At 69.6% G+C, this 25,306-nt stretch carries 31 protein-coding genes and 1 tRNA gene; 8 read left to right on the top strand and 24 right to left on the bottom strand.

Going from position 1 to position 25,306, the window contains the following annotated elements; translation table 11 throughout:
- Window position 1: 1 nt before the first annotated feature.
- The 7 genes from AB0N07_RS13850 to AB0N07_RS13820 all read left to right on the top strand — a co-directional run bounded on the left by AB0N07_RS13850 (window position 2) and on the right by AB0N07_RS13820 (window position 6,055).
- A complete protein-coding gene (locus tag AB0N07_RS13850) occupies window positions 2-1,399 on the top strand; it encodes a HAMP domain-containing sensor histidine kinase (RefSeq protein WP_365834520.1) in 1,398 nt (465 codons plus the stop codon).
- A 192-nt stretch (window positions 1,400-1,591) separates the two neighbouring features.
- Window positions 1,592-2,014: a hypothetical protein gene (locus AB0N07_RS13845; RefSeq protein WP_365834518.1), complete on the top strand. Its 423-nt coding sequence runs from the start codon at window positions 1,592-1,594 to the stop codon at window positions 2,012-2,014.
- A complete protein-coding gene (locus AB0N07_RS13840; RefSeq protein ID WP_365834516.1) occupies window positions 2,011-2,958 on the top strand; it encodes an FAD:protein FMN transferase in 948 nt (315 codons plus the stop codon). The genes AB0N07_RS13845 and AB0N07_RS13840 overlap by 4 nt, the downstream gene beginning before the upstream one ends.
- Window positions 2,955-3,695, top strand: a complete 741-nt coding sequence (locus AB0N07_RS13835) for a ferric reductase-like transmembrane domain-containing protein (protein WP_365834514.1) — start codon at window positions 2,955-2,957, stop codon at window positions 3,693-3,695. Before AB0N07_RS13840 ends, AB0N07_RS13835 begins: the two co-directional genes overlap by 4 nt.
- Window positions 3,692-5,047 (top strand): NADH-ubiquinone oxidoreductase-F iron-sulfur binding region domain-containing protein, encoded by a 1,356-nt coding sequence (locus AB0N07_RS13830; RefSeq protein WP_365834512.1) that lies wholly within the window; start codon window positions 3,692-3,694, stop codon window positions 5,045-5,047. The genes AB0N07_RS13835 and AB0N07_RS13830 overlap by 4 nt, the downstream gene beginning before the upstream one ends.
- Window positions 5,048-5,052: 5 nt before the next feature.
- Window positions 5,053-5,298: a ferredoxin gene (locus tag AB0N07_RS13825; protein WP_365834510.1), complete on the top strand. Its 246-nt coding sequence runs from the start codon at window positions 5,053-5,055 to the stop codon at window positions 5,296-5,298.
- A 118-nt stretch (window positions 5,299-5,416) separates the two neighbouring features.
- Entirely contained in the window at window positions 5,417-6,055 is a 639-nt protein-coding gene (locus AB0N07_RS13820) for a hypothetical protein (RefSeq protein ID WP_365834508.1), read from the top strand.
- Window positions 6,056-6,096: 41 nt separating this feature from the next.
- Here AB0N07_RS13820 and AB0N07_RS13815 read toward each other — a convergent pair whose 3' ends face one another.
- The 7 genes from AB0N07_RS13815 to AB0N07_RS13785 form a co-directional block, all read right to left on the bottom strand.
- Window positions 6,097-6,534: a hypothetical protein gene (locus AB0N07_RS13815; RefSeq protein WP_365834506.1), complete on the bottom strand. Its 438-nt coding sequence runs from the start codon at window positions 6,532-6,534 to the stop codon at window positions 6,097-6,099.
- Window positions 6,535-7,166: 632 nt separating this feature from the next.
- A complete protein-coding gene (locus AB0N07_RS13810) occupies window positions 7,167-8,327 on the bottom strand; it encodes an oxygenase MpaB family protein (RefSeq protein ID WP_365834643.1) in 1,161 nt (386 codons plus the stop codon).
- 32 nt (window positions 8,328-8,359) lie between these two features.
- Window positions 8,360-9,415: a polyprenyl synthetase family protein gene (locus AB0N07_RS13805; protein ID WP_365834504.1), complete on the bottom strand. Its 1,056-nt coding sequence runs from the start codon at window positions 9,413-9,415 to the stop codon at window positions 8,360-8,362.
- Complete coding sequence (locus tag AB0N07_RS13800) at window positions 9,405-9,683, bottom strand: polyprenyl synthetase (RefSeq protein WP_365834502.1); 279 nt, start codon at window positions 9,681-9,683, stop codon at window positions 9,405-9,407. The genes AB0N07_RS13805 and AB0N07_RS13800 overlap by 11 nt, the downstream gene beginning before the upstream one ends.
- Before the next feature lie 410 nt (window positions 9,684-10,093).
- Window positions 10,094-10,166, bottom strand: a tRNA-Arg gene (locus AB0N07_RS13795).
- Between the two features lie 314 nt (window positions 10,167-10,480).
- Window positions 10,481-11,860, bottom strand: a complete 1,380-nt coding sequence (locus AB0N07_RS13790) for an NUDIX hydrolase (protein WP_365834641.1) — start codon at window positions 11,858-11,860, stop codon at window positions 10,481-10,483.
- Window positions 11,861-12,047: 187 nt separating this feature from the next.
- Window positions 12,048-13,091 (bottom strand): YgjP-like metallopeptidase domain-containing protein, encoded by a 1,044-nt coding sequence (locus tag AB0N07_RS13785; protein ID WP_365834500.1) that lies wholly within the window; start codon window positions 13,089-13,091, stop codon window positions 12,048-12,050.
- A 45-nt stretch (window positions 13,092-13,136) separates the two neighbouring features.
- Between AB0N07_RS13785 and AB0N07_RS13780 the strand changes: the two genes are divergently transcribed.
- Complete coding sequence (locus AB0N07_RS13780; RefSeq protein WP_365834498.1) at window positions 13,137-13,319, top strand: hypothetical protein; 183 nt, start codon at window positions 13,137-13,139, stop codon at window positions 13,317-13,319.
- Window positions 13,320-13,654: 335 nt separating this feature from the next.
- On the opposite strand, the gene AB0N07_RS13775 is transcribed toward AB0N07_RS13780, so the two are convergent.
- The 17 genes from AB0N07_RS13775 to AB0N07_RS13695 form a co-directional block, all read right to left on the bottom strand.
- Entirely contained in the window at window positions 13,655-14,470 is an 816-nt protein-coding gene (locus AB0N07_RS13775) for a hypothetical protein (protein ID WP_365834496.1), read from the bottom strand.
- A gap of 16 nt (window positions 14,471-14,486) precedes the next feature.
- Window positions 14,487-15,089, bottom strand: a complete 603-nt coding sequence (locus AB0N07_RS13770) for a hypothetical protein (RefSeq protein ID WP_365834494.1) — start codon at window positions 15,087-15,089, stop codon at window positions 14,487-14,489.
- A gap of 92 nt (window positions 15,090-15,181) precedes the next feature.
- Entirely contained in the window at window positions 15,182-16,804 is a 1,623-nt protein-coding gene (locus AB0N07_RS13765) for a ParB N-terminal domain-containing protein (RefSeq protein ID WP_365834492.1), read from the bottom strand.
- Between the two features lie 72 nt (window positions 16,805-16,876).
- Window positions 16,877-17,494, bottom strand: coding sequence for a hypothetical protein (locus tag AB0N07_RS13760; RefSeq protein ID WP_365834490.1), 618 nt, complete (start codon window positions 17,492-17,494; stop codon window positions 16,877-16,879).
- Window positions 17,495-17,540: 46 nt separating this feature from the next.
- On the bottom strand, window positions 17,541-17,957 hold the full coding sequence (locus AB0N07_RS13755; protein WP_365834488.1) for a hypothetical protein: 417 nt from the start codon (window positions 17,955-17,957) through the stop codon (window positions 17,541-17,543).
- A gap of 113 nt (window positions 17,958-18,070) precedes the next feature.
- The gene (locus AB0N07_RS13750) at window positions 18,071-19,141 is read right to left on the bottom strand and encodes an N-6 DNA methylase (RefSeq protein WP_365834486.1); all 1,071 of its coding nucleotides are present in this window, start codon (window positions 19,139-19,141) and stop codon (window positions 18,071-18,073) included.
- 177 nt (window positions 19,142-19,318) lie between these two features.
- A complete protein-coding gene (locus AB0N07_RS13745) occupies window positions 19,319-19,888 on the bottom strand; it encodes a hypothetical protein (protein WP_365834484.1) in 570 nt (189 codons plus the stop codon).
- Window positions 19,889-19,950: 62 nt separating this feature from the next.
- Window positions 19,951-20,421, bottom strand: coding sequence for a hypothetical protein (locus AB0N07_RS13740; RefSeq protein ID WP_365834482.1), 471 nt, complete (start codon window positions 20,419-20,421; stop codon window positions 19,951-19,953).
- A gap of 26 nt (window positions 20,422-20,447) precedes the next feature.
- Window positions 20,448-20,969, bottom strand: coding sequence for a hypothetical protein (locus AB0N07_RS13735; protein WP_365834480.1), 522 nt, complete (start codon window positions 20,967-20,969; stop codon window positions 20,448-20,450).
- Window positions 20,970-20,992: 23 nt separating this feature from the next.
- Window positions 20,993-21,787 carry a hypothetical protein gene (locus AB0N07_RS13730; protein WP_365834478.1) on the bottom strand — a complete coding sequence of 265 codons (795 nt, stop codon included), beginning with the start codon at window positions 21,785-21,787 and terminating at the stop codon, window positions 20,993-20,995.
- 171 nt (window positions 21,788-21,958) lie between these two features.
- Window positions 21,959-22,963 (bottom strand): DUF3560 domain-containing protein, encoded by a 1,005-nt coding sequence (locus tag AB0N07_RS13725; RefSeq protein WP_365834476.1) that lies wholly within the window; start codon window positions 22,961-22,963, stop codon window positions 21,959-21,961.
- A complete protein-coding gene (locus AB0N07_RS13720; protein ID WP_365834474.1) occupies window positions 22,960-23,196 on the bottom strand; it encodes a hypothetical protein in 237 nt (78 codons plus the stop codon). The genes AB0N07_RS13725 and AB0N07_RS13720 overlap by 4 nt, the downstream gene beginning before the upstream one ends.
- Window positions 23,193-23,885, bottom strand: a complete 693-nt coding sequence (locus AB0N07_RS13715; RefSeq protein WP_365834472.1) for a hypothetical protein — start codon at window positions 23,883-23,885, stop codon at window positions 23,193-23,195. The genes AB0N07_RS13720 and AB0N07_RS13715 overlap by 4 nt, the downstream gene beginning before the upstream one ends.
- Window positions 23,882-24,067 carry a hypothetical protein gene (locus tag AB0N07_RS13710; protein WP_365834470.1) on the bottom strand — a complete coding sequence of 62 codons (186 nt, stop codon included), beginning with the start codon at window positions 24,065-24,067 and terminating at the stop codon, window positions 23,882-23,884. Before AB0N07_RS13710 ends, AB0N07_RS13715 begins: the two co-directional genes overlap by 4 nt.
- Window positions 24,064-24,372, bottom strand: coding sequence for a hypothetical protein (locus AB0N07_RS13705; protein WP_365834468.1), 309 nt, complete (start codon window positions 24,370-24,372; stop codon window positions 24,064-24,066). Before AB0N07_RS13705 ends, AB0N07_RS13710 begins: the two co-directional genes overlap by 4 nt.
- 82 nt (window positions 24,373-24,454) lie before the next feature.
- Entirely contained in the window at window positions 24,455-24,763 is a 309-nt protein-coding gene (locus tag AB0N07_RS13700) for a hypothetical protein (protein WP_365834466.1), read from the bottom strand.
- 78 nt (window positions 24,764-24,841) lie between these two features.
- Window positions 24,842-25,189: a hypothetical protein gene (locus AB0N07_RS13695; RefSeq protein WP_365834464.1), complete on the bottom strand. Its 348-nt coding sequence runs from the start codon at window positions 25,187-25,189 to the stop codon at window positions 24,842-24,844.
- Window positions 25,190-25,306 lie beyond the last annotated feature (117 nt).

Genomic DNA, 25,306 nt, shown 5'->3' with positions numbered 1-25,306 from the left:
CGTGACCCGTCGCATCGCGCTCAGCGTTCTCGCCCTGATCACCGCGGTACTGGTGCTGGCGGTGGTGCCGCTCGGGCTGATCATGACGCAGCGCGAGCAGACCTTGTTCCGGGACGATGCGGCCGCGAAGACGAGGTCGATCGCCTCCGCGGTCGAGGAGCACCTGTCCGACCACAAGCCGGACGCGGCGGCGCGGAGCCTTGTCGCTGAGGCCCACGGCAGAGGCGACTGCGCGACCGTCTACGACAGCGCGCGCCGCGTGGTGCTGTCGACCGTGTGCTCCGACGTGGCCGGGGGCGACCCCGCGCGGCTGGTCTCCTCCGTGCTCGCCCACCCGGAAACCCGGGTGCGCCAGGACGAGCAGTGGCTGACCACCGCGGTACCGGTCGGCGACTCCTCGGACCCGGTCGGGGTCGCCGTCCTGAGCCGGTCGGCCGATCCGCTGCACGACCGGATCCTGGTCCTGTGGGGCTGGCTCGCGCTGATCGGCGTCGGCGGCCTCGCTGCCGCCGTGCTGATGTCGGTGCTGCTGGCCCGCTGGGTCGGCCGTCCGCTGCGGGTGCTGGACCGGGCGGCACAGCGGCTGGGCGAGGGGGCGCTGGACGAGCGGGCGCCGGCCGAGGCAGGGCCGCAGGAGGTGCGCCGTCTCGCGGCGACGTTCAACACCATGGCCGCCCGCACCGAGGCTCTGGTGCACGGTCACCGTGCCGTCGTCGCCGATGTGTCCCACCAGCTGCGCACGCCACTGGCCGCGCTCCGGCTGCGGCTCGACCTGCTCGCCGTCGACGCCGAAGGGGACACCGCGGCCGAACTGGCCGACGCGCAGGGCGAGATCGCCCGCCTGTCCCGGCTGGTGGACGGCAGGCTGGCGGTGGCCCGTGCCGAGCACGCGGTGCCGCGACCGGTGCCGGTCCGGGTGGACCGCGTCGTGGCCGAACGCGTCGCCGCCTGGGAGCCCGTCGCCGGCGCGGGCCGGGTCCGGCTCGCCGTCGACTGCCGCCCCCGGCTGACCGCCTTCCTCGGCGAGGGCGACCTCGAGCAGGTGCTCGACAACCTGATCGCCAACGCCCTCGACGCGGTCCAGGAGGGCGGCCGGGTGCTGATCACCGGTAAGCGGACCCACGAGACGGTCCAGCTGCGGGTCGTGGACAACGGCCCCGGGATGACCCCGGCGGCAAGGGAGAGCGCGTTCCGCAGGTTCGGCAACCCCGAGGCGAGCGGTAGCGGGCTGGGCCTGGCCATCGTCCACCGGCTGGTCACCGCCAACGGCGGCACCGCGGCCCTGCTGGACTCGCCCGGTGGGGGCCTGAGCGTGACGCTGTCGCTGCCCGCGTCCCGGCGGCTACGCGACCGCGGTGGCAGGTCCGACCCCGGCGGCCCCCGGCCGAGCGACGCCTGAATCCCTCCAAGGGCCCGCGCAGGTGATCGGCTTCACCCTCCTGACCAGCACATTCGCTGATCTTTGCGGGTTCTGAAGGATTCCTGAACCGGATACAGACAGTCGCCTGCGCAGGCTGGTCGACGGATACCCACAGGTACGGCCGCGCAGTGTCGAGCACTTCGACGGCACACCGACGGCCGAGGAGGAACCATGTCCCACCCCGACCACTCCACGTCGGCCGGCGCCGCCCGGCGCCGTGACCGCGGTCTGCGCCGGGTCAAAAGCACCACCCGCTGGGTGGCCGCCGCGGCCGCGGCCGGCTCCGTCGTGCTCGCCACCGGATACGCCCACGCCCTGCCCGGGAAGTCCTCGACCACGCCCAGGGACACCTCCCGGCCGTCGGCTCCCGCGCCGACGCCCACGTCTCCCACGCCCGCACCCCGGTCGAGCGCGCCCGCGGCCCCGAGGACTCCGTCGCGGTCGGCGGCCCCGTCCCCGCACCCGACCGTGCGGAAGCAACGGACGACCTCCGTCGCGCCGCGCACCGCACAGCCGTCCACCTCCGCGCCCACCGCCACGAAGCCCCCGGCACCGACTCCACAGCCCTCGCACACCACCTCGGGTGCCTCATGACCGCCGCCGCCACGCATCCGGCGTCGGTCTCCTTCCCCGCGCTGGGCACCACTGCCTCGCTGCTGGTCGGCGACGCGGGCGCACTGGGGGCGGCACGGCGGGTCCTCGACGCCGAGCTCGCCGCCGTCGACGCGGCGTGCAGCCGCTTCCGGCCCGACTCGGAACTGTCGCGTGCCAACGCCGCGGCGGGAGCCGCATTCCATGTGAGTGCCCTGTTCGCCGAGGCCCTGGACGTGGCGTTGCACGCGGCGGAGGAGACAGACGGCGTTGTCGACCCCACCGTCGGCACCGCGGTGGCCGCACTCGGCTACGACGTCACGTTCGCCGCGCTGCGACCGCAGGACCTGGGTCCCGTACGCCTTGCGGGACCGTCCGCGGGCTGGCGGGCGGTGGAGTGGGAGCGGGCCGCCCGGCGGCTGCGGCTGCCCCCGGGCACCGCGCTCGACCTCGGCGCGACCGCCAAGGCTCTCGCCGCCGACCGGGCCGCCCACCGCGCCGCCGAGGTGACGGGCTGCGCTGTCCTGGTCAATCTCGGCGGGGATCTCTCCGCCGCGGGCCAGGCGCCGCCGGGAGGCTGGCGGATCGCCATCGCCGACGACCACGCGGCGCCCGACACCGTGGCCCGGCCCACGGTGAGCATCACCGGGGGCGGACTGGCCACCTCCGGCACCACCGTGCGGACCTGGTGCCGCGGGGGACGGCGACTGCACCACATCGTCGACCCCGCCACCGGCGACATCCCCGCCCCGGTCTGGCGCACCGTGAGTGTCGCCGCCATCAGCTGCGTGGCCGCCAACACCGCCGCCACCGAGGCCGTCGTCGTCGGCGAACGCGCCCTCGACCGACTGCGCCGGGCAGGGCTGCCCGCACGGCTGGTCCGAGTGGACGGGGCCGTCGAGCGAGTCTGCGGCTGGCCCGAAGACAACCCGGGAGACGCCCGATGACCGGACTCGTCCCTCTCGCCGCCGGCCCCAGCCCGCTGTGGTACGCGACCCGGGCCGGCGGCACCGTCGCCCTGGTGCTGCTCACCACGACCGTCGCGCTCGGTGTCGCCGTGGGCGGCCGCCACACACCGCGGCGGCTCGCCCGCTTCGAGGTGGGCGCACTGCACCGCAACCTGTCGGTGCTGACCCTGGTCTTCCTGGCCCTGCACATCGTCACCGCGATCCTCGACACCTTCGTCCACCTGGGGTGGTGGGTGACGGTGGTGCCGTTCGCCGCCTCGTACCGGCCGCTCTGGCTGGGACTGGGCACGGTCGCGTTCGACCTGCTGCTCGCGGTCGCGGCCACCAGCGCGGTACGGCTGCGCATGGGGCAGCGGTGGTGGAAGGCCGTGCACTGGCTGGCCTACGCGGCCTGGCCCGTCGCGCTCTTCCACGCCGCGGGGACCGGCACGGACACCCGGCTCACGCTGCAACTCGCCTTGTACGCCGCATGCGCCACCCTCGTCGTCGCGGCCGTCTGGTGGCGGCTGTACCGGGCGGGGCCGGGGCGGGTCGCGGTGCGGCTCTGGGCGGGAGTCACCGCGGCGACGGTGCCCGTGGTGCTGGCGGCGTTCATGAACTCCGGGCCGTTGCAACCCGGTTGGGCGCAGCGCGCGGCAGCGGGCACGAGCACCGGCACGGGCACTGTCCACTCGACGCCCGCACCGACCGATGACGACGAGGGAGGGTCCGAATGACCGAGGCGATGACGAACGGACGGACGGCCCTGGCGGCCGACGACGGGCGCGCGGGCGTGCCCGGCCCGTACGGCTCACGGCTGCTGCACGGCTGGTACGCCACCGGCGGCCCGGCCGGCCTGGACGAGCACCTCGGCCGATACGGTCCGCCCCCTCTTCCGCGCACCGCGGACGAGGCCGACCGACTGATACGTGCGGTGGAGGACGCCGGACTGACCGGCAGGGGCGGCGCCGCCTTCCCCACCGGACGCAAGCTGCGGACCGTCGCGGGGGGCCGGGGCACCGCGGTGGTGGTCGCCAACGGCATGGAGAGCGAACCGGCCAGCCGCAAGGACGAGACCCTGCTGGACCTCGCCCCGCACCTGGTCCTGGACGGCGCCGCACTGGCCGCCGCCGCGGTGGGCGCCGATGTGGCGCATCTGTGCCTGCCGCGCACCAGGCAGGACCAGGCGGACGCCCTCCGCGAAGCCGTCGGGGAACGCCAGAGGGTCGGCACCGACCTGTTCCCGGTCCAGGTGCATGAACTGCCCCACCACTACGTCTCCAGCGAGGAGACGTCGCTGGTGCGATGGCTGAACGGCGGCGACGCCCGCCCGCTGGCCACCCCGCCGCGCCCCTTCGAGAAGGGGGTCGGCAGGCGTCCGACCCTGATCGACAACGTCGAGACCCTCGCCCACCTCGCACTGATCGCGCGCTACGGTCCCGGCTGGTTCCGCGGTGCCGGGCGCCCCGACGCCGCGGGCACCACACTGGTGACCCTCTCCGGTGCGCTGCGCACACCGGGTGTCTACGAAGTGCCGATGGGCCGGCCGCTCGGTGAGGCACTTGACGTCGCCGGAGGAGCCGCGGAACCGCTCGCAGCCGTCCTGGTGGGGGGCTTCTTCGGCAGTTGGCTGCCGGTGGGGCAGGCGCTGCACGTCCCGTTCGCCAAGCAGGACCTGGCGCCCCTCGGAGCGGGGCCCGGTGCCGGAGTGATCGTGGCGCTTCCCGCCCGCGCCTGCGGTCTGGCCGAGACGGCCAGGGTTCTCGGCTACCTCGCGGCGCAGAGCGCACGACAGTGCGGACCGTGCCGACTCGGCCTGCCGGCCGTCGCCGCGGACTTCGCGGACCTCGCCTGGGGGGACCCCACCCCGGAGCTGATGCGGCGTCTGGAAGGCCGTACGGGGCTGCTCGCCGGACGCGGCGCCTGCCGGCACCCCGACGGCGCCTCACGCTTCGCGGCGACCGCCCTTCGCGTCTTCGCCGACGACGTACGACACCACCTGAGCCGCGGCCCGTGTGCCGCAGCCGGGCACGAGCCCGTACTGCCGGTCCCGGACACACCGGTACCCGCCGACCGGGATTGGAGGTGAACGGCATGGCCCGTACACACACCGTCGGAATCGACCGCATCGCATGCGACGGCTACGGCCTGTGCGCCGAACTGCTCCCGGAATTGATCGAGTTGGACGAGTGGGGCTACCCGGTCGTGGGATCGGCCCCTCTCACGGGTGAAGCACTCCGGCACGCACGGCGCGCGGTGGCCGCGTGCCCAGCGCTGGCACTGCGCCTGGACCGGGCACCGGAGCGCGCACCGGACCGGAAGCCGGCCCAACGGTCGTGAACGAGTTCTCAACCCCACGTCGGACATACTTCTGCCTGCTCCGGCGCACGGCGCGGAGCAGGCAGGACAGCACTGCCATCCGGGCTGGGCGGGGCCTGATCACCAGGAGGACGGACGCGTGACCGTGATCGGCGGCAGGACACCGACGGACGTCCCGTACGAGGGGCCCGGCACGACATCCGGTGGCCCGGAGGGCAACGAGCGGCTGACCGCCGCGACCGGTGCGGTCCTGCTGGTCCTCTTCGCCATCGAGGGCGTCACCATCCTCTTCCTCGGGCAACTCCTCACCCTGCACTTCTTCATCGGACTGCTGCTGACCGGCCCGGTCTGCCTGAAGATCGGCTCGACCGGCTACCGCTTCTACCGCTACTACACGGGCTCGCCCGCGTACCGCCGCAAGGGGCCGCCCGCACCGCTGCTGCGTGTGCTGGGTCCGCTGGTCGTCGCCACAAGCGTCGCCGTCCTCGGCACGGGGGTGGCCCTGGCCCTGCTCGGACGCGACACCGGTCCGGTTCCGGTGCTCCTGCTGCACAAGGCCGCCTTCATCTGCTGGGCGGCCGTCATGGCCGTGCACGTCCTCGCCTACGTCTGGCGCCTTCCGAGCCTCATCGGTGCCGACCTGCGCCGCCGTCCGGCGCGCCACGGGATGACCGCCGCGCGGCGCGCCGGACGCTGGTCGCTGCTGGTGGTCGCGCTCGGCGCCGGCCTGGTCGTGGCACTGGCCGGAGTCCACCTGGTCTCCGCCTGGTCCGGGTAGCGCCGCCGGGCCGGGGAACCGACAGCGCGCCAGGCCGGTGCTCAGGCGTCGGTGGACCCGCGCGCCATCGAGTCCACGAGGCCCGACAGCCCCAGCACCACCACGACCGCTTCGACGAACATGGAAGCCAGCCCCAGCGGTTCCAGCCAGTTGCCGATGTCGTCCATGGCCCCCGGAAGGCCGACGCTCCGGTTGACCACGTAGCCGAGGAGTACGGCGGCGGCGAGTGCGGTCGCGGCCAGCCAGGCCCGGCGGTCATGACGCCGCATCAGGTACTCCGCGACCGCCACGCTCGCGATGATGAGCAGGATGTACGCGGCTCCGAGGTAGGGGGTCTCCTTGAGCTTGCCGGGCAGGTCCAGCAAGTGGATCAGGGCGATGCCCAGGAGACCGAGTGCCGTGACCGCGCGTCGCGCAGGTTCGTCCTGGCGGCTGGGCTCGATGGCCCGGGACGCGGCGACTTCGGTGCGAATCGCCATGGCCGACGTCCTTCCTTCGTGGGGGGTTCGGGTACAGAACGCTGTGGTTCGAGTGGTGGTGCGGAGTGTGGGCACATCGTCCCGAGCCGGGATCGGTGCCACAAGGCCGAAATCTGTCATGTACGCCCCAACTTCTGGTCGAGGCGGGTGTGACCGACCACGGCTGTCTTCAGAGCGTGAGGGAGAGGCGGCTCTCCTTCTTCCTGGGTGGGCCGCAGAGGCAGCCCATGCAGGTCATCGATTCGAATTGCATGCAGGCGCCGTTGTCGTGGGGCTGCCGTCAGGTGGGCCTGCGGGACAAGCGGATGTGGCTGACGCGCGTGCCTGTCGCCGAAACGGCGTTGGCCGACAGCGATGGCGTGTCGCGCCGGCATCAGCCGCGCCTCGTCCCGGCGGTCGATGGCGAGCAGACCGTGGGATCGGCCGGGAGGTCGTCGGGGCTGAGGACGACGTGCGGAGACGTCCACGGGCTCGCCCGCCGCGTTCCGTGCGGACAGCACGCGGTGCCGTCGCTCGAAAGCTCCAGCCTCGTGCCCCGGCCGAGGCGACGCCGGCAGGCCTGGCCGAAAACGCATCCTCCGCTCCCGCGCACATCGTCCTTTGCGCCGGGAGCAGCCCGGGTATGTGCGTGATCAACAGACTGTGGCCGCCGGCGGATCCCATCGGCGGGTGCGGGGCACCGGATGGGAGATGCCGTAGTCCTTCTTGAGCTGTTCGGGGATGGCGTAGTGCATGACGCGCCCGCGGGTGAGGGAGGACAGTTCGAAGACGGTGGTGAGGTGGCCGAGGCGGTCCAGGGCCCAGGCGCCGAGGGGGGAGCGGTCCTCGACGGTCTCCAGGACGCCGAGGAGGTGGGGCACGGCTTTGACGACGGTGTCCCACGGGGTGTGCGGTACGTCGAGCCAGCCGGCGCAGGTGTCGCCGACGAGGTGGCGGATCAGAGCGGAGACGATCGGGTCGAAGAAGGTGCCGGGCACGACCTCCTCGTAGAGGTCGATGAGCTGCCGGGTCAGCTGCGCGCCCTCTTCGGAAGGCCCCATGTGCCGGATCATGTACAGGTCGAGGAACTGGCGGGCCTCGTCGAGGCTCTGGGGAACCGCGTCCTGGTCGACGCCGAGCATGGCCCCGACCACCCGCCACGCGTAGTAGTAGGCCTCCGCGCCTTCCTGTGACATGTGGATGCCGAGGCGGTGCAGGCTGTCCAGCACGAGCAGGGAGAAGAACATCTGGCCGCCGATCATGTCCTCCTGGCAGATCGGCACTCCCAGCGCGTCGGCGTCCCAGCGGTTCTCGCGCCGCAGGTGGTGGCGGATGGAGGCGTGCAGGAGACGGACCTTCTGGGCGGCGGGGACGAAGCGGCCGCCGGCGTCGAAGGCGTCGGGCTGCATCAGGTAGACGGTGAACTGGCCTGTCTCCGCCATCCGTTTGGAGGGGTACTCCAGCCCGTGGGTGGCCGACAGCAGCTTCGCCACGTGCGGCACGACGTAGCAGGCGGGCATGGAGGCGAAGGACAGCGCGGTGGAGATGTGCACGTTGTTGTCGATGAAGAACAGCCGGGCCTTCTCCATCTCCGACCAGTCCACCCAGGCCGGCGGGACACGGGTGGCCGCAAGGTACTCCCGCGCGACGTCGGGCAGCCCGTCCGGCAGGGGAGCGCCGGCGGTGGAGACGTAGCGCATCAGGGCGTTGAACGTGCCCACCTGGCCGCGTTCGAAGAGCGTGGCGACGGTGGCGTCGGCGAGTTCGTCACCGGCCTGCCGCAGGGCGTCCATCGACGCGTCGGTGTACGTCATCGTCATGGCAGGGCTCCGTTGGGGCTGGATTCTCAGAACTGGCGGTCCGCTGCGGAGCGGGCCAGTGCGGTCAGGGCGGTGTGGGCAGGGGCCGGCGCGCCCAGCTCGTCGAGAGCGCCGAGCGCCTCCTCCACCCGGACGCCGATCATGTCCTCGATGCGGTCGGGTGCCCTCACCACGCGCATCACCTCGCGGACCGTGTCCAGGGCATCCGAGTCCAGGCAGCGCCGGCCCAGCAGGGCGCGCAACCGCGCGCGGTCGTCCTCGTCGGCCAGGCGCCAGGTCTCTGCCAGCAGGGCTGTGGGCCGGTGGCCCTCCACATCGTCGGCGTTGGCCTTGCCGGTGCGCCCCGGGTCTCCGAACAGACCGAGCAGGTCGTCCCGCAGCTGGAACGCCTCGCCCAGTGGCAGCCCGTACGCGGAGTACCCCTCGCGCAGCCGTGTGCCGGCCCCGGCCAGGGCGCCGCCGATCAGCAGGGGCTGCTCGACGGTGTACTTGGCGGTCTTGTACCGGATCACCTTCAGCGACGCCTCGGTGTCCGGACCGGCTCCGGTACGGAGGATCTCCAGGCACTCGCCCGCGATCAGTTCCCGGGCCATCACCGACCACAGGGGGCGGGCACGGGCGAGGTACGCGGCGGGCAGGCCGCTGGTGGCGAACAACTGCCCGGCCAGCGCCATCAGCAGGTCTCCCATCAGCATCGCCAGCGACCTCGCCGCCGCCGCGCCGCGCGGGCGACGCCGTACGGCATCGCGCAGGGCGACGTGGGCCGTGGCGCGCCCGTGCCGCAGCGGACTGTCGTCGATGAGGTCGTCGTGAACGACAGCGGCGGCGTGCACCAGCTCCATGGACGCCGCCGCCCGCACCAGCGCGTTGCTGTCCGGCTGGCCCACCGCGCGCCAGCCCCAGTAGCAGAACGCCGCGCGGAGGCGTTTTCCCTCCGCGACCGCGGCCTCCAACTGCTCGGCCACCGGGCCCAGGAGCGGATCGATCGCGGCGAACTGATCGGCTTCCTGGGCGACGAACCGGCGCAGCACCTCGTCGATGCGGACCTTGAACGCGACCGGCTCCCACCGGTCAGTCATCATCGGCGCTCTTCCGAGCCGACACGTGCCGGGCGAGGATCTCCAGGTGAGCCGGGGGCACCGCCGCGTACCGGTCCAGCGCCAGCCGCCCACGCGCCGCGAGGTCGTGCTCGGCCTGCGCGGCGAGCTCCGCGGCGTCCGAGCGGCGCAGCAGCCCCCGCACCGTGCCGACGGCCGACCCCAGCGCGCTCACGGCCAGATCAGCCAGCCCGGCCACCAACAGCAACGCCTGTTCGTCCAGGCTTTCGCGCCGTCCCGTTTCTCGCGTCATGCTCTTCCCCACCCGCAGCCCGTACGAGCGACGCCGGTCACGCGCCGTCCCTTTGAGCATCGCGTCATACCGGGTGGGAGTCCGCAAGAACTCACGATCGGGTGATCACATCGATCGAGCGTGCGGATCGCCGTTGCGTGGCCCCGCACTCGTCAGTCTGGCGCCGGGCTGATCACTGTGGCGGTTCCGCCGCACACGCCTGCACGATCGCTCCGCCGTCCTCACTGCAGATACTCAGCCGGCCCCCCACGCGGGCGAGGCGCTGGAACATGGCCGGTGGCCCCAGGCGCGTGCCCATCCAGTGGAAGATCATTTGACTATGTGGCATCCATGCGGCCTTGGACCATGAAAGCGGCCCCCCGTTCGATGGAACGAGAGGCCGTCAATCCGCTGACCTGCTACGCAGGCTGTGCCCCCGGCAGGATTCGAACCTGCGACACCCGCTTTAGGAGAGCGGTGCTCTATCCCCTGAGCTACGAAGGCGGGGAGATCTGTGTGATCCGACGTATAGCCTAGCGGATACGGGCTCCCGCCTGGCAAGGTTCCTGTTTTCCCAGGTCAGAGCGGGTCTGCCGGGCCCGGTGAGTGGCTCACGGAGCGGGCGAACGTACCCCTTCTTTCCTTGTCTTCCCTCGCCTGTCCCCGCCCTTCTGTCCCCACCCTGTCCCCACCGTGTACCCATCGGACAGGTACGTCTGCCCAGGCGGAGACGGCTGATCAAAGCCGCAGGTGACGGGCCGCTAAGGGAACGACGGACTACCGCTTAGGGTTCGCGGTGTGAGGGGGACCCTCCGGGATCAGTGGCGGTTGCCTAGGCCAGGCTCAATGGTCCACCGTCGGCCCTCGTGGACTCCGGTTCGTTCGGTCCAGAGCAGGCGGTTGTCGTGCTTGACGAGCGATAGACCGTAGCCGTTGAGCCAGAGCAACTCTGCGAGTCCAAGATGGGCCAGGAGCGTGAGCAGCACCCTGTGTCCGTGCCCGCCGTCCGCTTTCGTGCGCATGATGGGCGGTGGGCACAACGCGACCATGAGGCGTCCGTAGCCGACCCAGTCCGTGTGCGTGTAGTCGATCGCCTGGGCGATTGATGCTGGGTCGAGCCCGTATCCGTACGGGCTCGGTGGGATCTTGAACTCGATCCCAAAGACTGGGGCGTCGTCCTTCCAGCCGGATGGGGCTCGTGGCTTGAGGACGGCATCTATTCGCATGGGGCGACCGCTGCAATGTATGCCGGCGACTTCGCGTTCGACATGGAAGTGCGGAGCCAGATGATCCAGTATCCGATCGGCGAACGCCTTCTCTGATGGAGCTGGTGGGAAGGGGATAACAGCGAGGCTGGATTGCCGGTCCCACACGTCCCATCCAGATGTGGGCCCATGCAGTGCCAGAGCTCGCAGGAGAGCTTCCCTGGCCTGGGGTGGCATGGGGAGATTGCCTACGGATTCGACGTCCACCAGCGTCACGTCCCCCGCCGCATGACCGGGCAGTACGGCGGGATCGTGGCCGGTCCAGCGGCCAGAGAAGACAGCGACGTTTCGACCGGTTGTCTCGTCACGAACGAGAAAGAGGTCTCGCAGGTCGGTGGCCTCTATCCCTTCCGCCCTTAGCTCGCGTTCGAGTGCGGAGCTCATCGTCTCGCCTGGCCTGGCTGCTGCGCCGAACATCGACCAGACCCCCGGCCATGTGGCAGCTGTGTCAGGGCGCCGGTGTAGCAGCAGCCTCCCGATCTGGTTGGTGAGGACGACAAGTGCGAGCCGGGGATCCATTCGCTTGTTGTACGTCCACCATCGCTGCTCGTACGCGGTGTGCAGGATGGCGTCCCGGAGGGCCGGGGACATTTCCAGCTCGTGCAGCCGAGCCGGATCGACGAAACGCAACTCCCACTGTGCATCACTGTTGAGGGCGGAGAGATCGCCGCTCCACTGTCCGGCGAACATCCTTATCTGCTGGCCTGCCGCTTCGGCATCGGGAACGGCGAGGACCTCGGTGAGATCGAAGCCTGTCACGCCCAGCTCCTTGGCGATGGCGATCCCCAAGGCGTCGACCAGGTCCTCGCCGTTTCGTGCCTCGCTCTGGAAGACGCACCAGGGACTCATCTCGTGTGGACTGGACTGGCGACGGTGTAGCAGTACACGGCCCTGGTCGTCGATGACCACAACTGCTGCCCTTGCGTGGCCCACACGTCCTCCGTGGTGTTCTGGAATGGCCTCACCCGGCAGGCCGTTCACGGATGTTCAGGATGCTCTTCAGACGGCTGTAGATCTGTCCGAGGCGATTGTCCTTCAGGCGATCTACTGCATGAGGCGTTGTGAGCGAGTTCGCCGAAAGGCATGCGGGCGGGCAAGGAGTGTTCCTTGTAGTGGCTGCTCAGGTGGGCAGAGTCATGCGCTGCGCAGCGGTGTCCCAGTGGCATTCGCGGTACAGGCGGTTGAAGTCGTGCATGGCGCCCGGGTCGTCGGCGTTGCAGGGCTCGTAGCCGTCTGGGGTGGGGCGGCAGTAGTAGCCGTACTCGGTGCATTCGAGCCCGCCGGGGAGTTCGCCGGTCCAGACGGTGTTGCAGGTGTTGCCGGGGTGGCAGTGGGCGCGCTGGAAGCCGGTGATGGCGCAGCGGGCGATGTCGCATCGGTCTGCGTGCAGGGTGCCTGGTGGGGCGGAGCAGTCTGGGCAGTGGTCTGTGGGTGCCGGGTTGGGGTGGAGTCGCTGGTCGGCGGCGTTGGTGGGGGTGGAGAGTCGGCCGAGCCAGAGTGCGCGGAGGGCGTTGTTGAGGTCGCGGCCGGGGGCGATGGTGTGGAGGTTCAGGGCGCGGTGGATGAGTTCATGCAGGAGTGTGGGCGGGAGTTGCGCTGTGGCCCAGTGCAGGGCGAGCCCGCGGGTTGGGTGGTTGCGGGTCCAGGTGGTGCGCATGCGGGTGGAGTAGGTGACCGGTATCGAGCTATTTGGGGTGTATCTAGCGATCTGTGGAAAGTTGAGTTTCAGCCATTCGCGTCCGGTTTCGGCGTAGAAGTTGATTATGTTTCGTCTGGCTTCATCCAGTTTCAGGGTTGTGCTGCGACGGATGTGGAGCCAACCGCCGGTAGGGGTGCTCCGGTACTGGATGAGCGGCTCGTCCTGGTCGTCATCGGCGACGATGTGCAGGCGGTGAGGTCGGCCGAGAACGTCGAATCCTGCGCCGCGGATGAGTTCCCTTCGAGGGTTGTCGGGTGTGGTCTCGGCGAGGCGTGAGAGCTGGCGGTAGATCCATGAATGGCGTCGTTCGACGAGGGTGGCGGCGTCGGTGTCGGTGGTGGAGTACGGGCCGCGGACGATGATGTTGCCGCTCTGGGTGACAGTGACGGTCAGCGTAGTTCTGTTGCTGGTGCGAACGGTGACGTCGATGGTGCCGACGCGTATGGTGCGGTCGCTGGTGGGCATGGTCGCGGATCCTAGAGGTGTGCAGGATTGGCTGGCTGACAGCTAGTGCTGGTCGCAGACCCAGGTCTGCGGGATGCCGCGGACTGGAAGGTCGAGGACGTGTCGGCCGGTGCGGGTGCAGAGCTGGCAGGCGAGGTCGAAGGCGCACAGCATGCGCAGTGGGCGTATCGGCTCGTCGTCGCGAAGCGTGATCGGCGAATCGTGGCCTTCGAGGTCGAGGAGCCATAGCGGCTGAAGGTGACGCTGCTTCGCGCGGATGGTCAGCGGGCTGTCGTTGCCGATGAGGGTGAAGGTGTCGCCTTCTTTCAGGGCAGTGGCGGGGATGGTCGGGGTCTGTTCGGCGGTGACGATGAAGCCGTTCGACGCGGTGGTGATGACGGTTCCTTGATTTCGGTGGGTGGGGCAGGCGGGTGGAGGGGGCGCCCGCTCCGGCGGCGCCTTCTGTCGGCGGCCGCGTAGGCGTGGAGCGTGGCACCCTCTTCCCGTTAGGTTAATTCTACTATGTATAAAGGGGTTGTCAAAGCCCGTTAATGCAGGTCACAGGGGTGGGATGCGGCTTCCGGTCAGACCGTCGCGCTGTCCGGATACCGCTCGATGGTGGCGAGCATCAGAGCGAGCCCTCGGGCGACCTTGCGGACTTCGCTGCTGTACAGAACGAGCTCGACGGCTTGCCCGTCAGCGCCGACATGAAGGCGGTCGCTGTACTGGGCCCGCAGCGACTTCGCCTCGTAGTGCCCTGGCCTGGCACGCGCCCAGTCCTCGGCGCCGTGAAAGCGCCCCTTCTGAAACCAGCTGCGATCCATGGCCGCCTCGACAAACCTGCCCCAAGCGCGGCCCGGCACACGTGCGGCTTCGACCCTCGCGGTCGCCCCCTCGTTGTCGACCACGATGTACCAGCGGCCGAGCACCTCGCTGTCGAAACTGAGAATGTTCCCGTAGCGGGCCTGCAGTGCAGGCCACACCATCTGGATCAGTTCCACCGTCCGGTCGACGGCAGCGGTCTGTGCCCTCTTGTGCGAGGCGACCGCCGCTTCCCACGGCTCTCTGTCGGTGGTGAAGCCGTCCTGCTGCTCGCAGTTGGCCATCCTGGTCCGCGCACCCTTGTCGATGAGCGCGTATCCAAGGTCCTCGGCGTAGCCGGGAGTCATCTCGGTGATCAGTTCGCGGCCGTCGTGAACGGTGTGCAGACGGAGGAAGCGCACGTAGTCCTGCTCGTTGGGCAGGGGGGCGACGATGTGCGGGTTGCGCTGGGCGAATTCAGTGGGGACCAGCTCGTCCCCCTCGGTGCGCTCGGTCCAGGCGCCGCTGGTTGTGACGACCTGCGAGAGGTGCTTGGAGACTTTCGGGTACCAGATGGCCTTGCGGCGGTTGATCTTCATGAGTGTCTTGTGCCGATCAGGAAGCGGTGGTGGTGGCAGCGTTGGCGAGGACTTCGGTGCCGGTCACGGTGCGGAGCACGTTCACGAAGGTGCTGGCAGTCAGGTCGGACAGGTCGAGGTGGGCGATGCGGATGCCGCCTTCGTCGTCGGCGTGGATGGTGGCCCTGCCGCCGGGCCAGCGCAGATCTGCGACGCCGGGCACGGACCCGTAGGCCATCTGCGCCTCGGGGCCGGCCAGTTGCTCGGCCATGGTCATGAACGCCTTGAGTGCGCTGCGCGTACGGTCGGTGCGCACGCTGAGATTGGCGAGGAGCCTGGTCCACGCGGGCAGGCCCGTGGTGATGATGGCGTCGGCGACGGCGTGCGGATCCCCGATCGTGCCGGTCACTTCGTGGCGGTGGTCGCTGCGGCGGGGCCAGATGAAGGCGTGCGTATGGGACAGGGAGACCTTGACGGCGCCGGGCGCGCGTACTGGCGTCGGGGTGGCAACTTCCAGTGACATGGCGGGGCCGTTGAGGAGGGCGAGGTCGCTGTGCCCGCAGCTGTCTGCTGTCCAGTCGGGTCCCAGAAGGGCAGCGAGGATGCGGGTGTAGTCGAGCGCGGATCGAGCGGTGCGCATGGAGCGGTTCCTTCGAAGCGGTGGGACGAGGGGGATGGTGGGCTGGAGGGAGGCGGGAGGCCCGAAGAGGAGCGGGCCTCCGCCTGAGGAGGTCAGGCTGCGGCCGCAACCGGCTCGTGCTCCCGGCTGTCCTCAAGGTCCTCGGAGTCCTCGTTCTGCTCCGGCTCGTCGTCCCCCCGTGCGTCCGCCTTCTCTTCCTCCTGCTGGGCGCGGCCCTTGGCCACGGTCTCCGCTTCGACGGTGCTGAGCGCGTAGCCCTCCGCGTGCAGGAACGTCAGCCACGCGACGGTCTGCTCGTTGATGCGGTTGCGCCAGGCGGCGTCGTCCATGTGCTCCACCTCGTAGGCGCCAGCGACATGGGCGAGCAGGATCCTCCAGGAGCGCGCCGGGCTGGTGCGTGAGATGACCGCGCCGAACGGGTCGCCCACTCGAGTCCACTGACTGTTGCCTTCGTTGGGGTCCTCGACGCCGAGGAAGCGTGCGGTCAGGTCGGTCCTCTTACGGCTGACGTAGTTCTCGTACGCGTAGCTGGTGCCTGTGATCATCGAGAGGATCAGCGGCCATACGCGGGTGCTCGCCTCGGGCTGCTGGCACAGATCCTTGATGAAGTCCGCGCGGACCTCGCGGGCCTGCCTCCACGCCTTGTTGTTCGCGATGACCAGGCGCCGCTCCGCTTTGGCCGCCTCCTTGTCCGGGCCTGCCTGGGCGGTGTCCTTCTGGGCGGCCTCGGTGGTGAGCGGGTGGCCATGGCGGTGCCAGGCGGTGCACAGCCAGATCACTTCGGCGTCGTTCGGGGAGACGCACGCCGCATGACCGGGGCAGGCGTGGTGGGTCTGCGAGGTCTGCGGGGCGCCGTCCTCGGTGAGGAGGTCGGTGAGCGGCCTCGTGGTGGTGGCGGACCAGTTCCAGCGCCAGTCGACGACCGTGACCTCCGCGGCGGTCAGCTCGGCGGCCTGCTGGGCGCACTTGTCGGTGAGTTCCTTCTCGGCACGCAGGCCGGCAAGGGCGTGCTTCCAGTGGCCGCGCTTGGCGTTGTTCTCCCGCTGGTCACGCGCCTTTGCCCGCGTCAGCGTCCACAGGGCGTCCTCGACGCTTTCGACTTCCTGGAACTCGGCAAGTTCGATGAGGTTGAAGTCTTCCTCGATCGCCTCGGCCAGTGACGCGTCGGAGAGTTGGGCGGCCTTGCTGGCGGCGCCGAGCTCAGCAGGCTTGAAGCCCATGGCGCGCGCGTTGCGCATCTTGCGGGCCTTGGGGATGGTCATGAGGGAGAGCTGCCGGGCGGCTTCGATGTCGTCGCGGACGGTGGCCTGGCGGCGGTGCTTGTTCTCGATGAACGACACCGTCAGTGCCGCATCGTCAACCCCGGCAAGGTCGTCGCGGACGATCGCGGGAACGAGCCGGTACGGCTTCTTCTTCGACAGGGCCTTCTTCGCGGCGGCCAGGGCCGCGTTGTTGCGGCGCTGGCCGAAGATGATCCCGAGCTTGCCTTCGCTCTCGCCTTCCTGCGGGCGCAGCACGAGCGGGGTGAGGACACCGAGTTCATCGACGCTGGCCTGGAGTTCAGGGTCGGGCTGGGTGGTGTCCTCGCCGTCCGTCTCGGCGCGGTCCTTGCGGTGGTTGTACGGGTCGACAACAAGGTCGTGGGGATCGACCCAGACGAAGCGGCCGGCGAATCCCTCGACGGCTTCCGGGCGTGCGTCGGTGGTGGTGCTCATGGTGGTGGTCCTTCAAGTGACGGGGCGGGCGCGAGATGAAGTGCGCCCGCCTGGTGTGGTGCGGGGCCGGGCTCAGGCGGCTGCCGGGGTGCGGCGCCTGGTCGTGCGCTTGCCCGAGGCCGAGCGGCGTGCTGTGCTCTTCGGCTTGGTCTTGGTCTTCGCGGCCGGGGCGTCGGTGCTGTCTTCGGCCGGAGGCTGGACGGCGGGAGGGATCGGCGTGCCGTTCGCGCGCAGCCGTAGCCGAGTCCCGTCGAAGGCGGGCAGCAGCACGGTGCGGATCGCGGTGAGGATCTCCTCCAGCGGCTCGGCCGTGGTGAAGCGGACCCCGGTGCTGTAGCGCACTCCCTTGGGCAGCCGGGTGTTCTCACCAGCCGCACCGTCGGAGTCTGCCGCCTGCTCGGGGGCGGGGCCGCCGACGGCGAAGGTCTGCACGGCCCGGCCCTGCCACAGGTGACGGATGCCGATGGCCCGTCCGTCGGGGTGGGTGAGGCAGATCGACCTGTCTGCGAAGCCCGCAGGATGGTCGCCGGTGTCCTCACTCCACCCGTCACCGAGGGCCTCGACCAGAGAGCGAGGTAGCAGGTACAGGTCGATCTCACTGAGGACGGCCGGCTCCGGTGCTTCGGCAGGCCCGGTGTCGGGGCTACTGATTCCGACGGCGTCTTGTCCGGCGGTGATGGTGCTGGTCACGGGAGTGCTCCTGGTCCAAGAGATGTGTGAGACAAGGGCGTTGCCGCTAGCGGGCAGAGGGCTTGCCGCCTGTGCGGACGATGGACGGGACACCTCCTGGGGCATCCGGCTCGACGATGCGGATCGTGTTCACCGCCTTTTCGCTCAGGTCAGTGAGGAGGTCCTGCTGGGTGAACCCGGCGAAGATGACGGGCCCTTGGACGTCGGCGATGAGGGCTGCTTCGTCAAGGAGGAGATACAAGGCGAGGGCCGCGTACGGGTTCGGCCGCTGGTCTTCACGGACTTCCGGAGCCAGCGCGACGGTGCGCGAGCTGTCTGCGCCGTGTATGTAGCGGAGAGCCTCGGCGTCGTCGCCGAGTGCGTGGTGGACCTGGGTGCGCTGGACGGTGTCGTTGGTGCTCAGGTGCAGGTCGGTGATCGTGCCGTCGGTGGCGACGAGCAGGGCGTGAACGGTGTCGGGCATGACGACCTTTCTGTCTGTAGTCGTTGAAGCACCCCCCAACATCTAAGTTAATTCTACTATTGATGAGGGGTGGGTCAACTGCGTTTATGCAGGCCAGGTGGGGTGAGGTGGGTCTACGCCGCAGGCGAGAGGGCTTGCTCCACCAGGTGCTCGGCCTGCCGCAGGGCGGCGATGATCCGAGCCTTGCCCAGTACCTCGTCGCGATGGTCGAACACGGCGCGTGCCTCCCTCATGGCGTCTTCGACGGCGTTCGGGTTCGCCAGGGTGTCGGCGCAGGCCACGGTGACCCGCGGACCGAGCTGCCAGATGATCGAGTTCACTGCGGCGCAGGAGGCTGCGATCGGATCTATGTCAACCATCGACCACTGGAAGTCGGCAGGATCGAGGCCGTGTTCACGGATGTACCGTGCGGCCGAGCGCAGCAGGCCCCCGCTGCCGGCGCACGGGTCGTGGATGTGCTCACCGCGCTTCGGCTCGCGTACGCCGAGGCCGATGTCGGCGATGACATGGAGGTTCGCCTCGGCGATGGCGTCGGCGACCGGCGGAGGGGTGTGATACTCGCCGAGCCCCTGTCGGGCACCGTGGGAGCGCAGGCACGTCATCACGGGCGACAGGACGTCTGTCGCCGAGCGCAGGAACGGGTCCTCGTGCGCGGTCAGGTCGAACAGGCCCCGCTTGAGGGCGGTTTCGGCAACGGCCTGCACGGCCTGCACGCGGTACTCGTCGACCTCGTCGTTCAGCCACTCGTGGAGGATCCGCGCACGTTCGATCAGGTCGGGGCGGTGCATCCAGTGCATCGACCAGATCTCGCGCAGCATCTCGATCAACTGCGGGCCGTCCTGGGCGAGGATCTGTGCCTTGAGGTCCGGGCCGTTCGGGTCCTTCTCGCGGATCAGCGAGAGGGCGGCAAGGACGCCGATCGGCACCTCGATGGCCGAGCCGCCGTGCCGGTTGTGCCACCGCTCGGCCACCGCTTCACCGATCTCCAGGGCGCGCCGATGTGGATCGCGCACGGGGTGTGGGCGAGGCGCCCGCCGGGAGCGCGGAGCGGAGGGTGCGGCCGGCTGCGTCGGCGACGGCGCCGAGGGGGCGGAGCGTGCAGGCTTCGCCGCCGCGGCAAAGGTGGCGGGTACCGGCTCGGGGTCGGCGGTGATCTCTGTGAACAGATCGAGTTGCTGGGTCACGGCGAAGCCGCCTTCCGTGGGTGGAGTTGGGCATAAGGCGACCCGCCCCGGGCGGGGCGGGTCGCGGCGCTGAGGATGCTGTGAGTGGGGAGTCCGGGCTTCCCCCTCCTATTGATAGTTAATTCTACTACGGTTAAGGGTGGGATCAACCACGGATGCCCAGCTCAGGAGGGGGGGTTAGGCCTGATCGACCCAGACCATGCCGTACGGGGTCTGCCACAGCCAGGACAGTCCCGCCTTGTGGATCTCCGCTCGGGCCCTGTCCCACCACACCCGCCCGAAGCGGTCGGTGTGTGCCTCGATGGCCCAGGCGGCCGACGCTGCCGCCTCCGGCGCCCGCAGGATCTCGGCAACCGACTCCCCGAAACCGTGGACCCGTTCACGCAGACTCATGTGCAGCTCGGCAACCTCGGTGCGCCAGAACTCGTCACGACGGCGCTCGTGGCGCTCGTACGACAGCGGCCACCCCCGCTCGGTGATCGCCCCGTTCTGCTGCAGCGCGATCCAGGCCGCCGCCCGCTCACGCGAGAGCACCGCAGGCCGGAACATCACTTCCATCACCTGGAGTTCAGCGGTGTCGTCCGTCCGGATCCGCGCCCCCATGTGGGCCGCGTTCGCGTCATGTCGCGCCTGGGCGCGCTCCCGTGCCGCGTTCTCGGTCCGGGCATCCCACACGGGGACGAGGTAGTTCCACGTCGTGTTGGTGTGCTCCGGGTGCGCGTACGTCACCTTCCACAGGCCCCGCATGTGCGTCGTGTCTCCTTGCTGGTCGTGCTGTTCTGACTGGTGTCGGTGTTCGGCCGGCACGTCTACTGGGGCACCGGCGCGGCCTTGCGCTGGGTCACCCAGTCCTCGAAAGCGCGCGGGTCGACGGTGCGCAGCTGCTGGATGTAGAGCCCGGCCATGCGGGCGTGCAGGGCGCGGGCCTTGTCGGTGAACGGAACCCGCACCGGAAGGTGCCCCCGGCCTGACGGCCACGTCAGGCGGCTGGAGTCCGGTGCGGCAGCCGCGATGTACCAGTCGAGGTTCGCGGCCAGCCGCACGGGAAGCTGGTCTTCGACCGGCTCGTCCTCCATGGGGCAAATGCCCTCGGCGTCGTCGGCGAAGAAGTCGTGCGGACTGCCGACCGCCGCGTCGTGCGGCATGTTCACCCAGACGCGTTGACCGTGCTCAGCATGCGGTTCGACATCGATGACGGTGCGGTTGTAGGCCAGACACGTTCCGTTCGTCTTCGACAGATAGAGGACGGCGACGCGATCACCGCGTTCGTACTCACTCATGTGAGGCAACTCCTGTTCTGTAGCGGCTACTTCGATGCGTGCCGAAGGGTGCGGACAGCCTCGGCGCGAGCTGCTGTGGCCGGGCAAGGGCCGGTAAGTGCCCGCACGTGGGCGACGACCTGACCGTGGTCGTCCTGGCGGACGGCGCGCTGCAGCCCCTCGATGCCCTGTGCCACGTCGTCCACGCTGGTGGCGTGTCCCCGCCGGCACGGGCAGCTGTCTGCCCTGTACGCGGACAGCGCCGCGAGCAGATACGAGTGCTGGTCCTGCGGGACGCAACCGCGATGACGCATCGCGGGCCGCGCACGGCGCAGATGGCTGTAGAAGCGCAAGACGGGCTGGCCGCACATCAAGCAGGCGACGGGCCACAGCACGTCGCTGCCCGGATACCCGCCAAGCGGCACCCAACCGAGCTCGTCGATACGGGCGACAGCGAGGGCGGCGGAAGTGACGTTGCGGAGCGTGGGCCCCAGCCCCGACAGATAGACGCCGAGCTCATCACCTACGGCTCCGCAGACGGTGCCCGCCAAGCGTGTCTTGCTGATCACGGTCGCGGTCTCCTCGGGCCGGATCATGCGGCGGTGTAGGCGCGCAGGACGGCGTACGCGGCGGCGATCGAGGTGTCGCTGGTACGCACTGCAAACGGCGCACTCGGCTCGGCGGCGTTCGCATCGTGGAGGATCTCGAGCGGCCCGTATGTCGGGTAGAGGTTCGTGAACCCGTCCCGGGGCGGTGCACCGTTGATTTCGGGGAGGGCGTCGAGGACTGCGCGTACCTCCGGCGGGAAGGGGTCTGCCTCGCCTTCGGCGTGGGACGAGGGCGTGGTCAGCGCGGCGCGTCCGCAGTGGATGGCCCGCTCGGCTGTGAGCCGGTTCATCCGAACGTTCACGCTCACGGCACCGGGGCGTGGCGAGCGCATGTGGACGCAGAGGGCCGGGTTGGTGCTGTCCCCGCCCTCCAGTACGAGCTCTGAGCGTGCGGCTGTTCCTTGCGCCACGGCGGGCAGCCGGGCGTCGCGCAGCGGGAGGCTCAGCAGCCGCAGAGCCGCCAGAGCGTCCCGGCGACCGAAGTGCGGCAGCACCTGGCCCTGGATCAGCTCTGCGATCTTCCCGCCGTTCGCGCTCTCCATCGGGGTGGTTGCGGTGAACGGCTTTGCGGGCTGGCGCGGCTCGCTGCCCTGGGAGGCGAAGGCGCTGACGCTGAGCAGGCCATCGCGGGCCTGGAGGCTGCAGCGCAGGCCGAGGGGGTGGGTCACGATCGCCGTGCCGAGCAGCCCGGTCACGGCCCATTCCGGTCCGAGCGCGGTGGCGGTCTGCTCGGTCAGAGTGAGCAGGCCTGGAGCGACGAGCTGAGTGTCGTAGGGCATGGAGTGCCTTCTTCCGAAGTGCCGTTCCGCATCCCCTGATTGCGGTGAACGGACGACTGTGGGCGTGGTGAAGGGGGTGCTGGTGAAATCTGTCCAGCACCTCCTCGTTACTAACTATTCTACTATGGTCAGGGGTAGGGTCAACTGCGAAAGACCAGGTCAGAAGGGGGGTTACTGTGTGGTGGAGGCGGCGAGTGCGGCTTCCATCTCCTCGGCGCTACGGCGTCCGAACACCTCGTCGTAGGTGAGCAGCCACGTCCAGCCGTCGAGCTTGTTGTCCGAGGCGCGTACGACGCCCCCGCCGATGCCGTTGTGGATGTGCGGGATCGTCACCGACTTTGCGTTCACGCGAAGGACCTCGAACCAGGTCCGGCCTCGGAGCGCGAAGTCGCCCTTCTTGAAGTCGGCCTTGGACCACACCTTGAAGCCGTTCTTCTCGGCCTCGGCGATGACCGCTTCCCAGTAGGCGATTTCCTCGGTGAGCTCCTCGTGCCGGATCACGAGCTCCTGCACGGTGTCGGGGTTGGTGATGTCCCGGCAGTAGCCCCCTGCCGACTCTCCGCGCTGCCACTTCTGAACCCGCCGCAGGTCGGCCTGAAGCTTCTCGATACGGCGCAGGGTCCGCCGGGGCGCTTTACGGAACTGCTCGTACCCTTCAGCTGCCTTCTGACGTCCGGACCAGTAGGAAGCCTTGCCGCTTTCGCTGATGCTGGTCCGCATCGCATGGTCCATGCGTTCGACGTCGCGGCGGGCGCGACGCTCGGAGTGGTGCCCGACCAAAATCGGCTGCCCCATGGGGATGCCGTCGGCGATCTGGTGGCCACGCTGGTACGCGGACTCGGAGCGGGCAGCCGCATTGTCGGCGTAGCCGCTGAACCGTTCGGCCCGCCCCTCGGCACGCTCGACACGGTCCGCCTCGGCTTCGGCGAAGCTACGCCGGTCGCTTTCGTCGACCTTCACGTTGACCTCGAAGCCGGCCTCGCGCAGGGCGGCCGCGGCCGCGTTGATGTACCAGGTCTTGGCGGCACGGTCGCGGGACTGCCGGATGCCGAGCTGACCGATGGAGGGGAAATATCGGAAGCCGTGCCGGCGGACGATTTCGTAGACACCATCACCCTTCGCGCTGCCCTCTATGAGGGTTCCCTCGCTGCGTGTGTGGATGATCTCGATGGTCACTGTCGGGGTCCTTCTGCGAGTTCAGGCAGGGTGAAGGGGATGAGGGCAAGACCGGTGTGCCAGCCGCCGAAGATGTCCTGCGCCGCCCGGTGAGCGGTGCACAGCTGATACCAAGTGCCGTGGCCAGCAATGGCTTTGGACGCAGCAATGCGGAACGCGATCGCCTCACCGCGCGCGTCGCCCAACGGCTTGTTGCCGTGGCCGCGCAGCCACACGTAACCGCCGGGTCTCACGACTCCTCCGGCGTCTTCGCGCGGGAGCACAGGAGAAGAGCCGTCTCCAGGGACACCAAGAAGTCGTCGCGGTCGAAGGCGAGGGACGACGCGGCATGGCGCGCCGAGTGCGGCCCGGCGCAGAACGCTTTCGCGTCCCCGTCCGGGTGCTGCTCGGCCCACGAGGACGCGTACTGGGTGAAAGCCCACGCGTACTGGCCTGCGGACGTCGGAGATTCGAGCTCGGCCGCCGTGGCGGAGCGGGCTTCCCACGCGGCGAGGAGAAGCACCTGCCGTCGCACTTCCGGGCTGGTCAGAGACCACAGGCTGGGCAGGCCGAAGACGACGAACGCCTCCTCCATGTTGTTGTCCACAGCGGCTATGGCCTGGGCCAGGAGGCGGTAGAGCGAGAGGATCTCCTGCTCGCCGTCCTCGCTCTCGCTGTTGCTGATGTTGTCGTTCATGGGCTTCTCCTTCGTGAGTGAGGGTGTGGTGGCCCAGGACGGCCACCACGTGGTGCGGGATTCGGGGTTGTCGGGGCCGGGCTGGCGCGAGAAGTCGCGGGCCGCGCGCACCTGGTACTCCCACGAGCCGTCCGGCCACGGGCCTTCGCGGCCGATGACCGTGGCGGTGCCGTCCGGGAGACTGCGGGCCCACTGCTGGTTGATGTGCGAGACCCGCGTGCCGATCGGCAGGGGATGGCCCGTCACAGGAGCTCCGATTCGCCGAGGCCGTGTGCGTGGCAGGCGATGATCTCGGTGCGGAGCCGGTGCCTTGCACGGCGTTTGAATGCGCGGCGGGCTCGTCGCGCCGCCTGGCGGGTGGGAAAGTCGTCGCTGCGGCTGCGATCGCGCAGCCCAATACGGCCGATCTCCCGCGAGGTGAGGATCACGTCGCGCCCCCTGCGGCGCGCGCGGCTTCAAGATGACGGGCCGCGGCGATCAGCGTGCATGCCTCCGCGTCACGGCCGAGCAGGACCAGCCCGCACACTTCGAACATCAAAGACCAGTGACAGGCCGGAACCTCGTCGGCGAACTCCTCGAACGTCACAGCCTGTTTGGCCCGGCCGCGTCGGGTCCAGGCGCGGTAGACGATGCGCTGCATCGTGTGATTGGCCCGGCGGGTCTGGGTGCTGTTGAGGCCGAGGCTGCTGATGATCTCGGCGGCCGCCTCAAGCGGCAGGTGCTTGTCGAGCACGGTGGTCGTCGTCTTTCGGGGATCCGGAGATAGGGGGCGCTGCTGTCCGGGGCTGCGCTATGGCGCAGCCCCTCAACGGGTGTCAGTACGCGGCCAGGCCGAAGAACAGCCAGCCGTCTGTTTCGTCGTCGGTGGTGACAGGCAGTGCGCCGGCGGGCCCGTACTTGGCGCTGACCCGCGGATCGTCGCCGTCGAGCAGTTGCTTCGCGCGCACCACGGCGTCCTGCTCGCTGCGCTTCGGCTCGTCGAGCAGCGTCACCCCGTCCTTCTCGGCGATCGTTCCGGTGAAGCCGGAAGCCCCGTACTCCCACCGGGCTTGCTCGCGGGCGGCGTTGAACGCCGCTTCTATGTCGGTGCCGGTGGCGGTGGTGTAGAAGTCGACGGAGCCCATCAGGAGCCCTTTCAGTGCGTTGAGATGACGGCATGGCGCGGCCCGCCCCGGAACGAGGCGGGCCGAAGTCGCGGAGCGTCAGTGGATGTGAACGCGAGGCCGGTTGGTGCGCATGACTCGTGCGCGGGCAGGCTGCTGGCCGTCCTGCTTGCTGTAGATCTCGGCGAGCACACGGTCAGCGCCGACCACCGCGGTGACCGCGTCCTCGAGTACGGAGCTGCGCAGGTCCGGGCCGAGCGTGCTGAACCATGCCTCCATCGCGGCGCCGTCCTTCTTCACCAGGCCCAGCGTGTCCGCGTAGGCCTCCCAGGCGTGCACGGTCATGTGCGCGGCCCAGGTGATGGCGGTCGCGGCCTGCTCCTCGGTGATGTTGTGCATGGTGGCGACCTGCAGAACGGCGAGCGGGTCCGGCGTCATCGTGGGCATGAGCGATGCTTCCTTTTCTCGTCTTTCAAGCGGGAGCTGGGCGTAGTTCCCCCTCCCCAACTGAGATTAATTCTACTATGCCTAGAGGGGGTGTCAATTGCATTAGTGCAGGTCACG

Source organism: Streptomyces sp. NPDC051172 (assembly GCF_040682555.1).
In the GTDB taxonomy this organism is placed as follows: Bacteria; Actinomycetota; Actinomycetes; order Streptomycetales; family Streptomycetaceae; genus Streptomyces.
Note: the sequence above shows the minus strand (reverse complement) of the source record. Positions and strands in the feature narration are given on the sequence as shown.

Coding starts and splice junctions, on each gene's coding strand:
- AB0N07_RS13800 (WP_365834502.1), bottom strand. CDS start 9,683: ATGACGCGAGAAACGGGACGGCGCGAAAGCCTGGACGAACAGGCGTTG.
- AB0N07_RS13740 (WP_365834482.1), bottom strand. CDS start 20,421: ATGAGTGAGTACGAACGCGGTGATCGCGTCGCCGTCCTCTATCTGTCG.
- AB0N07_RS13730 (WP_365834478.1), bottom strand. CDS start 21,787: ATGCCCTACGACACTCAGCTCGTCGCTCCAGGCCTGCTCACTCTGACC.
- AB0N07_RS13835 (WP_365834514.1), top strand. CDS start 2,955: ATGACCGGACTCGTCCCTCTCGCCGCCGGCCCCAGCCCGCTGTGGTAC.
- AB0N07_RS13840 (WP_365834516.1), top strand. CDS start 2,011: ATGACCGCCGCCGCCACGCATCCGGCGTCGGTCTCCTTCCCCGCGCTG.
- AB0N07_RS13775 (WP_365834496.1), bottom strand. CDS start 14,470: ATGAAGATCAACCGCCGCAAGGCCATCTGGTACCCGAAAGTCTCCAAG.
- AB0N07_RS13830 (WP_365834512.1), top strand. CDS start 3,692: ATGACCGAGGCGATGACGAACGGACGGACGGCCCTGGCGGCCGACGAC.
- AB0N07_RS13770 (WP_365834494.1), bottom strand. CDS start 15,089: ATGCGCACCGCTCGATCCGCGCTCGACTACACCCGCATCCTCGCTGCC.
- AB0N07_RS13755 (WP_365834488.1), bottom strand. CDS start 17,957: ATGCCCGACACCGTTCACGCCCTGCTCGTCGCCACCGACGGCACGATC.
- AB0N07_RS13810 (WP_365834643.1), bottom strand. CDS start 8,327: ATGACGTACACCGACGCGTCGATGGACGCCCTGCGGCAGGCCGGTGAC.
- AB0N07_RS13805 (WP_365834504.1), bottom strand. CDS start 9,415: ATGATGACTGACCGGTGGGAGCCGGTCGCGTTCAAGGTCCGCATCGAC.
- AB0N07_RS13765 (WP_365834492.1), bottom strand. CDS start 16,804: ATGAGCACCACCACCGACGCACGCCCGGAAGCCGTCGAGGGATTCGCC.
- AB0N07_RS13845 (WP_365834518.1), top strand. CDS start 1,592: ATGTCCCACCCCGACCACTCCACGTCGGCCGGCGCCGCCCGGCGCCGT.
- AB0N07_RS13785 (WP_365834500.1), bottom strand. CDS start 13,091: ATGCCCACCAGCGACCGCACCATACGCGTCGGCACCATCGACGTCACC.
- AB0N07_RS13825 (WP_365834510.1), top strand. CDS start 5,053: ATGGCCCGTACACACACCGTCGGAATCGACCGCATCGCATGCGACGGC.
- AB0N07_RS13745 (WP_365834484.1), bottom strand. CDS start 19,888: ATGCGGGGCCTGTGGAAGGTGACGTACGCGCACCCGGAGCACACCAAC.
- AB0N07_RS13700 (WP_365834466.1), bottom strand. CDS start 24,763: ATGGGCTCCGTCGACTTCTACACCACCGCCACCGGCACCGACATAGAA.
- AB0N07_RS13815 (WP_365834506.1), bottom strand. CDS start 6,534: ATGGCGATTCGCACCGAAGTCGCCGCGTCCCGGGCCATCGAGCCCAGC.
- AB0N07_RS13695 (WP_365834464.1), bottom strand. CDS start 25,189: ATGCCCACGATGACGCCGGACCCGCTCGCCGTTCTGCAGGTCGCCACC.